The sequence below is a fragment of the Bacillus sp. 7884-1 genome (assembly GCF_002272245.1).
Taxonomy (GTDB): domain Bacteria; phylum Bacillota; class Bacilli; order Bacillales; family Cytobacillaceae; genus Neobacillus.
Map to the genome: position 1 here is coordinate 1 of NZ_NPDD01000083.1, position 7,682 is coordinate 7,682.

The 7,682-nt window shown below is 37.1% G+C and carries 11 protein-coding genes; 5 read left to right on the forward strand and 6 right to left on the reverse strand.

Translation table 11 applies throughout. The annotated features are described in order from the left end of the window. Positions 1-201 precede the first annotated feature (201 nt). Entirely contained in the window at positions 202-1,077 is an 876-nt protein-coding gene (locus CHI06_RS10975; RefSeq protein ID WP_095248593.1) for an SDR family oxidoreductase, read from the reverse strand. Positions 1,078-1,191: 114 nt separating this feature from the next. Continuing rightward, positions 1,192-1,683, reverse strand: a complete 492-nt coding sequence (locus CHI06_RS10980; protein ID WP_095248594.1) for a YajQ family cyclic di-GMP-binding protein — start codon at positions 1,681-1,683, stop codon at positions 1,192-1,194. Positions 1,684-1,820: 137 nt separating this feature from the next. Between CHI06_RS10980 and CHI06_RS10985 the strand changes: the two genes are divergently transcribed. Both CHI06_RS10985 and CHI06_RS10990 read left to right on the forward strand, forming a co-directional pair. Continuing rightward, positions 1,821-2,684 carry a CvfB family protein gene (locus tag CHI06_RS10985; protein ID WP_095248595.1) on the forward strand — a complete coding sequence of 288 codons (864 nt, stop codon included), beginning with the start codon at positions 1,821-1,823 and terminating at the stop codon, positions 2,682-2,684. A gap of 69 nt (positions 2,685-2,753) precedes the next feature. Further along, positions 2,754-2,885, forward strand: coding sequence for a DUF3941 domain-containing protein (locus CHI06_RS10990; protein WP_081810752.1), 132 nt, complete (start codon positions 2,754-2,756; stop codon positions 2,883-2,885). 41 nt (positions 2,886-2,926) lie between these two features. Here the strand turns inward: CHI06_RS10990 and CHI06_RS10995 are convergent, their stop codons facing one another. Further along, positions 2,927-3,787, reverse strand: coding sequence for a DegV family protein (locus CHI06_RS10995; protein ID WP_095248596.1), 861 nt, complete (start codon positions 3,785-3,787; stop codon positions 2,927-2,929). 105 nt (positions 3,788-3,892) lie between these two features. On the opposite strand from CHI06_RS10995, the gene CHI06_RS11000 reads away from it, so the two are divergent. Together CHI06_RS11000 and CHI06_RS11005 are read left to right on the forward strand one after the other, a co-directional pair. Further along, the gene (locus CHI06_RS11000; RefSeq protein WP_179292598.1) at positions 3,893-4,744 is read left to right on the forward strand and encodes a YitT family protein; all 852 of its coding nucleotides are present in this window, start codon (positions 3,893-3,895) and stop codon (positions 4,742-4,744) included. Positions 4,745-4,758: 14 nt separating this feature from the next. Beyond that, complete coding sequence (locus CHI06_RS11005) at positions 4,759-5,250, forward strand: BsuPI-related putative proteinase inhibitor (RefSeq protein ID WP_095248598.1); 492 nt, start codon at positions 4,759-4,761, stop codon at positions 5,248-5,250. 106 nt (positions 5,251-5,356) lie between these two features. Here the strand turns inward: CHI06_RS11005 and CHI06_RS11010 are convergent, their stop codons facing one another. The 3 genes from CHI06_RS11010 to CHI06_RS11015 form a co-directional block, all read right to left on the reverse strand. Further along, complete coding sequence (locus tag CHI06_RS11010) at positions 5,357-5,542, reverse strand: DUF3813 domain-containing protein (RefSeq protein ID WP_095248599.1); 186 nt, start codon at positions 5,540-5,542, stop codon at positions 5,357-5,359. A gap of 2 nt (positions 5,543-5,544) precedes the next feature. Further along, positions 5,545-5,697 carry a hypothetical protein gene (locus CHI06_RS29720; protein WP_179292599.1) on the reverse strand — a complete coding sequence of 51 codons (153 nt, stop codon included), beginning with the start codon at positions 5,695-5,697 and terminating at the stop codon, positions 5,545-5,547. 109 nt (positions 5,698-5,806) lie between these two features. After that, on the reverse strand, positions 5,807-6,619 hold the full coding sequence (locus tag CHI06_RS11015; RefSeq protein ID WP_095248600.1) for a Cof-type HAD-IIB family hydrolase: 813 nt from the start codon (positions 6,617-6,619) through the stop codon (positions 5,807-5,809). Between the two features lie 219 nt (positions 6,620-6,838). Here CHI06_RS11015 and CHI06_RS11020 point away from each other — a divergent pair, with 219 nt between their 5' ends. Then, complete coding sequence (locus CHI06_RS11020) at positions 6,839-7,612, forward strand: prolyl oligopeptidase family serine peptidase (RefSeq protein ID WP_095248601.1); 774 nt, start codon at positions 6,839-6,841, stop codon at positions 7,610-7,612. Positions 7,613-7,682: the final 70 nt, after the last annotated feature.

A 7,682-nucleotide genomic window follows, 5' to 3' on the forward strand; every position in this document is an offset into this window, starting at 1 on the left:
AGTCCGAGGAAAATCGAAAGTTGAAAACGACATTGGCCTTGCGTTAATGGCCGTAAACTTAAGAAAATATGCGGCAAGATCGTAAGATCTTGTCTGAATAGATGAGAAAAAAATGAAAAAAGTGAAATCGACGATGCGATTTCACTTTTTTCATTTATAGAAGCTAGTTATGTCCCAGCCTCATTTTTCTAGTGGAATTTCCTATCCATTAATGATTTTCCCACCGTTTACATGGATGATTTGGCCGCTTACATAGGAAGAATCGTCAGATGCCAGATAAACATAACTTGGGGCAAGTTCATAGGGTTGACCTGCTCTGCCCATTGGCGTATCCGTACCAAAGCTTACAACTTGGTCTTCAGTGAATGTTGAGGGAATGAGCGGTGTCCATATCGGACCTGGTGCGACACCGTTAACCCTAATTCCTTGTGGTGCAAGTGACTTTGCCAGGGAACGAGTGAAGGTAACAATTGCACCTTTCGTAGCAGAGTAATCCAATAATTGCTCATTCCCTGCATAAGCAGTGATTGAGGCTGTATTAATAATAGTGGCACCCTTTTTCAAGTGGGGCAGAACCATTTTAGACATATAAAAAAAGGAGAAAATATTGGTTCGGAATGTTTTTTCAAGCTGTAGAGAGGTAATATCTAACAGGCTTTGCTGCGGATGCTGCTCTGCTGCATTGTTGACTAAAATATCAATTTTACCAAATTGGTCTTTTGTTTGATTAACAATGTCCCTACAAAAATCTTCATTGCCAATATCGCCGGCAAAGAGCAGGCATTTACGGCCTTCTGCTTCAACAAGTGCTTTTGTTTCTTCTGCGTCCTGATGCTCCTCTAAGTAGGAAATCGCAACATCTGCACCTTCTTTAGCAAAATAAACCGCAACTGATTTACCAATTCCACTATCCCCGCCAGTAATAATGGCTGTTTTACCGGCTAGTTTCCCAGCACTTTTGTAATTGGGGTCAACTGACACGGGCCGAGGATTCATTTCACTTTCAATTCCGGGCTGATGATTTTGGTACTGTGGCGGGAAAGCTTTCTTTTGTTGTTTTTGATTATTGTTGGTCATTTATTCTACCTCCAAGGATATTTACCATTTTAGTTTGAGGAATATGCACAAAAATATGAGCAAAATAAAAAAGGGTGAAAAGGAATATTTCCTTTTCACCCTTTTAGAGCCTTATTATCTGTAGTTAATAAATTGAACATCGACAGTTAGGTCTGCTTCCCGTACCAACGAAATAATCTTTTGTAAATCATCACGGTTTTTACCGCTGACTCTGACTTGGTCGTCTTGAATTTGACTTTTCACCTTTAGGCCGCTATTTTTAATAATCGTATTAATTTTTTTTGCATTTTCTTTATCAATTCCTTGGACAAGCTTCGCTCTTTGACGAACAGTTCCGCCAGAGGCTTTTTCCATTTTGCCATAGTCAAGATTCTTAACAGGAACACCTCTTTTGATTAATCTTCCTAGCAAGACGTCTTTTAACTGGTCCATTTTAAATTCATCGTCTGAAACTAGAACAAGCTCTTCTTTATCCAATGTAACCTCACTTTTGCTGCCTTTAAAATCATAACGGGTTTTAATTTCCTTCATTGTTGCGGTAATTGCATTATTGACTTCCGTAAATTCCACTTTGGATACAATATCAAATGATTCATCTTTGGCCATAGTAATAATACCCCCAATATATTTTTAATAACGGTATGTAATCCTGCTAAAGTTTCCCTTTATGGCTACATTATAGTAAAATATAGCAAGTCAAACAACCCTATGGATAACTATAGGAGAGAAAAGGTGAGTTAATAATGTCTTTACAAGAACTTATAGGTCAAACCGTTACTTTAACGGTAGCACGAAAAGCAGACTTCGGCTATTTTTTAACAGATGGAAATGAAGATGTTTTGCTGCATAAAAATGAGGCTGACCGAGAATACGAAGAAGATGAATCCGTTGAGGTGTTCCTATATGTTGACTCCGAAGGCAGGACGTCCGCTTCTACAACCATACCTGAAGTAACAATTGGCAAATATGCTTGGCTTAAAGTAGTCGATTCCAATCCACATGTTGGTGTGTTTTTAGATATTGGGATTAAAAAGGATTTATTATTAGGTATTGATGATCTTCCCGTTCATAAATCAGTCTGGCCAAAGGCTGGGGATTTGGTTTATGTTACCTTAAGAGTGAATAACAATTTTCTTTTATATGCTAAGCTTGCGACTGACCCTGTCATAGAATCCATTTCTACACAGGCGACTAGGGCTGATTATAACAAGAATATTCAAGGGCACATCTATCGGACAGCAAAGGTTGGCAGCTGGATCTATACCATTGAAGGGTATAAAGGCTTTATACATGAGTCTCAAAGGCAAATAGAGCCACGTTTAGGGCAAATGGTAGAAGGAAGAATTATTGATGTCAAGGAAGATGGGACGGTAAATGTCTCTTTACTTGCGAGAAAAGAGGAATCGCAGGACCTTGATGCGGAACGTGTTTTTGAGTATTTAATGAGCAGAAATGGTGCCATGCCTTTTAATGATAAAAGTATGCCTGAAGAGATACAGGAACGTTTTCAGTTAAGTAAGGGTGCATTTAAGCGTGCACTTGGAAAGCTTATGAAAGACGGCAGAGTGTATCAAGAAGGAAGCTGGACCTATCTAAAGAAAGATTAATTTTTTTCTACATACTCTTTTTTAAATTGACAACACTAATGTGGAAAGCATTTTGAAAGGGGTATGAGTATGCCGCATACATCAGATAATGATAAAAAAGCTCAAGATAATAATGCATTAAGACATGAGAAAAATATGATGAGAGAAAAAAATCGTCAAGCAGGTAAAAATCAATATTCGAAAAAAACGGATCATAAATAAATCAAAAAAAGCGGGGAAGCTCCCCGCTTTTTTTCAATGTATTAAGATGGCTGTTTATTTAAAAAGAAAATGGCAATTGCACCAGGTCCGGTATGGGCTCCAACCGCCGAGCCAATCGAGGAAGTAAAAATATCCTTTGGATGTAATTCTTCCATAATTAATGTTTTTACTTCTTCTAATGTTTCCTCGGAATCAGCATGGCTGATTCCAATTATTTGGTTACTAAAGTTTTCACCACGTTCTTTCATTAGTTCAACTATACGGCGGTAAACCTTCTTTTTTCCGCGTATTTTTTCAATGGGAACGAGTTTTCCGTCTTCAACATTCAGGATAGGCTTGATATTTAGTAATCCCCCCAAAAAGGCTGACGCTTTTGAAACACGGCCGCCCTTGGCTAAATAATCTAAGTCCTCTACCGTAAAAAGCTGCTCCATATGTTGACTGCGGAATAGCACATCTTTAAGTATTTCATCCTTTGATACATTTTCGGCTGCAAGCCTTGTTGCTTCTTTCACGACAAGACCAAAACCAAGAGAAGCACATTTTGTATCGACAATCGTTAAATTAAAGTTTGGATATTTTTCCTTTACTTGGTCAAGAATCATAACAGATGTCTGATATGTACCAGATAATGCTGAAGAGAAAGCAATATATATTCCATCTTCATTATTTTCAGCCATTTTAGTAAAGACTTCCTCAAATAATAAAGGAGAAACTTGTGACGTTTTTGGAACATCGCCTGCGCGTATGGCGTCATACACAGCTTTAGGATCAATGGTTTTAACATCCTCATATTCTTGTCCATTAACCTGTACTTTGAGTGGAAACAATGTCACGTTATGATCAGAGTAAAAATCTTTCGGTAAATCGCATGCGCTGTCAGCTAGTATTTTTACCGGCATGAAGCTCACCTGCTTTCGGAGCTAATATAGTTAGTTTCAGTTTATCGGTTTCACCTCAAAAATACAATTATCTGCTTAGAGATAGTACCTTAAAAATTGAAGGAGATGGTGCTTTTGTTATGGCAACAAATCAAAAAATCAATAATTGTTATAGTCGGTGCATTCCTAAATGCCCTGGCTATAAATTTATTTTTAATTCCAGCAAATGTTTATTCTAGCGGATTTTCTGGAATAGCACAATTATTATCGAAAGTATTAAGTGAACAAACGCCCTTAAATATATCAATGGGATTTTTATTGCTATTGCTAAATATTCCAGTAGCAATATTAGGGTGGTTAAAAGTAGGTAAATCCTTTACCATTTATAGTTTTTTAAGTGTGGCTTTATCATCACTATTCTTAGAATTAATTCCTATTACACAAGTGTCAAAAGATATTCTTCTAAATGCTGTATTTGGCGGTGTTATATTAGCAGTTGGTGTTGGAATGACCTTGAAATGGGGGGCTTCAACTGGGGGCTTAGATATTATTGCGATGGTTTTATCAAGGATGAAAGATAAACCGATTGGCAGTTATATGTTTATTTTAAATGCATTTATTATTATTACAGCTGGTTTTTTATATGGATGGGAAAAAGCCCTTTATACGATTGTTTCCTTGTATGCGTCAACAAGAGTAGTGGATGCCATTCATACGAGGCATGCTAAGCTTACAGCAATGATTATTACAAAAAAGGCAGATGAGCTTAAGAAAGCGATTCATTCACAGCTTGTTAGGGGTATTACAATGATTCCTGCAAAGGGTGCTTTTTCAAATGAATCTAGAGACATGCTGATGATTGTTATTACCCGTTATGAGCTCTATGACTTAGAACGTATCCTGGCTGATGTTGATCCAAATGCATTTACCAATATCATTCAGACAACTGGAATTTATGGATTCTTTAGGCGTGAATAAGGAGGATGTAAAACGTGAGAGGTGTTTTATGTGTAATTTTGTTTCTATTTCCCTTTAGTTTAAAAGGAGAAGCAAATCATGGTGAAATCGATCATCCCTTTCAATTTTCAGTTACTCCTATTGCTGGACATGAGAAAGTGGAATTCGAGTTACTAATTAAAAATACAGGCGATTACCCATTAAGTTTTGAATTTCCTACCTCTCAATATGTTGAGATTTCAGTGGCAGACTCATCTGGGCATGAGGTATATCGATATTCAAAAGGACGATTTTTTTTACAGGCTTTGCAAACCATTAAGATTGACCCTCATCATACCTTTAGGAAGGTAGAAAAATGGAATTACCAAGTAAATGGACAAAGAGTGCCTGAAGGACAATATACAGTTACTGCCACTCTTTTACCAAGAAAACTAAATGATCAACCATTAAGTAATAACCAAAGATTAGTCAGCAAGGTAAAATTTAATCTTCCAGCGGATGGTCCTGTAACCATGAAACGTTCATGATGACCGAAAACAGAGAAATAATGAAAAAGTGGTAACCATTAGCCTTCAAGATCACCTTATTAAAATGAAAAGCTGGCACGTTTCAGTAACGTGCCAGCTTTTCTGATTATTTCAATTGCTCAAGCTCATTTTGCATTTCTTGGAGCTGACTTTGTTCTGCGACTGTTGAATTAGCGTATGCAGAACTTAATGCATTTTTCGCTTTCGAAACCACAGAATTACGTTCAGCAGGGTCGGCCGTTTTCGCCATCTCAACAAATCTTCTTGCTTCTTGGAACAACTGGTTTCCCATGGTTATATTCCTCCAAGCGAGGAGTCACGCACATTGGACATTTTCTGGGCTTCCGCTTCAGCGTAGGTCATGTGGTAAGGAATACGTTCAGCGTGCTTACTGACAGTATCTACTCCTTGCTGGACAAAGCGTTTTGATTTGTTTCGTTTACCCATTGCAATCCCTCCAATTTGGTGAGCTTGGTGTGAAGCAAACTGCCTCACAAAAATTAGTATGCTCAAATCAGAGCTTTTCATTTAGGTAAACAATGGTGAACAACTTGAATTATTTTATATTTAACAAATCTGACAAATATACTCCGATACCGTCTTCCTCATTCGTAAGGGTCACTTCATTAGCAATACTTTTGACTTTATCAATCGCATTTCCCATCGCTACACCACGACCAGCATAATCAAGCATTTCTAAATCATTATCTTCATCACCAAAAGCAATAATTCTTTCAGGTGGAATGTTGAAGTATTCTGAAGCCTTTTTTAATCCAACAGCCTTGCTTAAACCTATTTTGATAATTTCAATTACATGCCATGGTGCCGCCCAACTGCGATGATCTATCACCTCAGCGTGGAGGTCTGACAAATGTTGACGGATTTGCTTTAATTCATCTTCCTCCGTATGGATTAACAAACTAGTTGGGGAGTCTTTTAAAAAATTTCGCAAATCACCCGTCGTTACATTTGGATTCCCCATACCGAATATATCTAACAGTTTTTCGTCATGATAGTGGAAGTAAACATCATCAATAACTTCGGCAATAATATTATGGAAGTTAAATGAACGGCAAGCTTCTACAATATCTTTAGCTACTTTTAAATCCAGAGGATCATGATAAAATCCCCAGCTTGAATCGAGTGGGTGATGCATAAAGGCACCATTAAAATTCACAATGGGAGTGTCAAGCTTAAGTTCGTGGTAATAAGGTTCACTCGAACGATAGGGTCTTCCTGTTGCAATCATTACCACGTGACCTTGTTCTCGGGCTTTACTTAAAACGCTTTTCGTTTTCTCAGAAATTGTTTTATCATCTTTTAATAAAGTTCCATCTAAGTCCAATGCAATTAAATGTTTTTCTGCCATATTGACTCCTCTTAAATTGTTTTTTAATTTCATAAGTCTAAGCTTTAGATAATTAACATATGAAATGTTACACTACAACTATGAATTTTCTTTTATTGGCGGAAAATCAAATTTGTATAACTCCTATGTTAACAATTTTATACCATACCTGTAAAAAAATTCACTTCATAGGAATTAGATTGTCGATATAATTTTTTTTGTCCAGGGGGTTCTTCCTAAGTGATTCTCGTAGAAAAAAGTTTGCTGAAAAATAATCCTCATCTACATATAGTAAACAAGAGTGAACAACAAAAAAAGCTTCCGTTCATCATTTTCAATCATGGATTTACCAGTGCAAAGGAGCACAATCTTCATTACGCCTATTTATTAGCGGAAAAGGGATTTCGGGTCATCTTACCAGAGGCGATATACCATGGTGAAAGAGGGCAAGGCATAGAGGAGAAAAATCTATACAGTCATTTTTGGGAAATTGTCATTAAGACTATCCATGAATTAAATGATTATAAGGAATACTATGTTAATGAAGGATTAGCTGACGAGGAGCAAATTGGACTTGCTGGAACTTCAATGGGCGGAATTGTGACCTTGGGTGCTCTAACTAAATATAAATGGGTTAAAGCTGCAGTCAGTTTAATGGGGATGCCTGCCTATGAGGAATATTTACATTGGCAATTAGAACAAATGAAAAGCATTGGCATTAGTCTTTCTTTTACAGATGAGCAGATTGAAGAGCAATTATCGTTCATTCGTCCATTTGATTTAAGTCTTCAACCAGAAAGGCTGGAAAATCGGCCGTTATTATTTTGGCATGGACAAAAGGATCCAATCGTACCCTTTCACTTAACGTATCAATTTTATCAATCGATAAAGGATAATTATGAGAAGACACCAGCTAATCTTCACTTTATAAGTGATGCACAAGCTGATCACAAAGTTAGCAGAGAAGGTTTAAAAGCCACTGTTGAATGGTTTGAGAAACATTTATTAAAATAAGGCTATGTAAAAGCTTATTATTGATTTTGGCACTCTGTTGATTTGTGCGGAAGGCGCGAGACTCCTCGAA

Coding starts and splice junctions, on each gene's coding strand:
- CHI06_RS10975 (WP_095248593.1), bottom strand. CDS start 1,077: ATGACCAACAATAATCAAAAACAACAAAAGAAAGCTTTCCCGCCACAG.
- CHI06_RS10980 (WP_095248594.1), bottom strand. CDS start 1,683: ATGGCCAAAGATGAATCATTTGATATTGTATCCAAAGTGGAATTTACG.
- CHI06_RS10985 (WP_095248595.1), top strand. CDS start 1,821: ATGTCTTTACAAGAACTTATAGGTCAAACCGTTACTTTAACGGTAGCA.
- CHI06_RS10990 (WP_081810752.1), top strand. CDS start 2,754: ATGCCGCATACATCAGATAATGATAAAAAAGCTCAAGATAATAATGCA.
- CHI06_RS10995 (WP_095248596.1), bottom strand. CDS start 3,787: ATGCCGGTAAAAATACTAGCTGACAGCGCATGCGATTTACCGAAAGAT.
- CHI06_RS11000 (WP_179292598.1), top strand. CDS start 3,893: ATGGTGCTTTTGTTATGGCAACAAATCAAAAAATCAATAATTGTTATA.
- CHI06_RS11010 (WP_095248599.1), bottom strand. CDS start 5,542: ATGGGAAACCAGTTGTTCCAAGAAGCAAGAAGATTTGTTGAGATGGCG.
- CHI06_RS29720 (WP_179292599.1), bottom strand. CDS start 5,697: ATGGGTAAACGAAACAAATCAAAACGCTTTGTCCAGCAAGGAGTAGAT.
- CHI06_RS11015 (WP_095248600.1), bottom strand. CDS start 6,619: ATGGCAGAAAAACATTTAATTGCATTGGACTTAGATGGAACTTTATTA.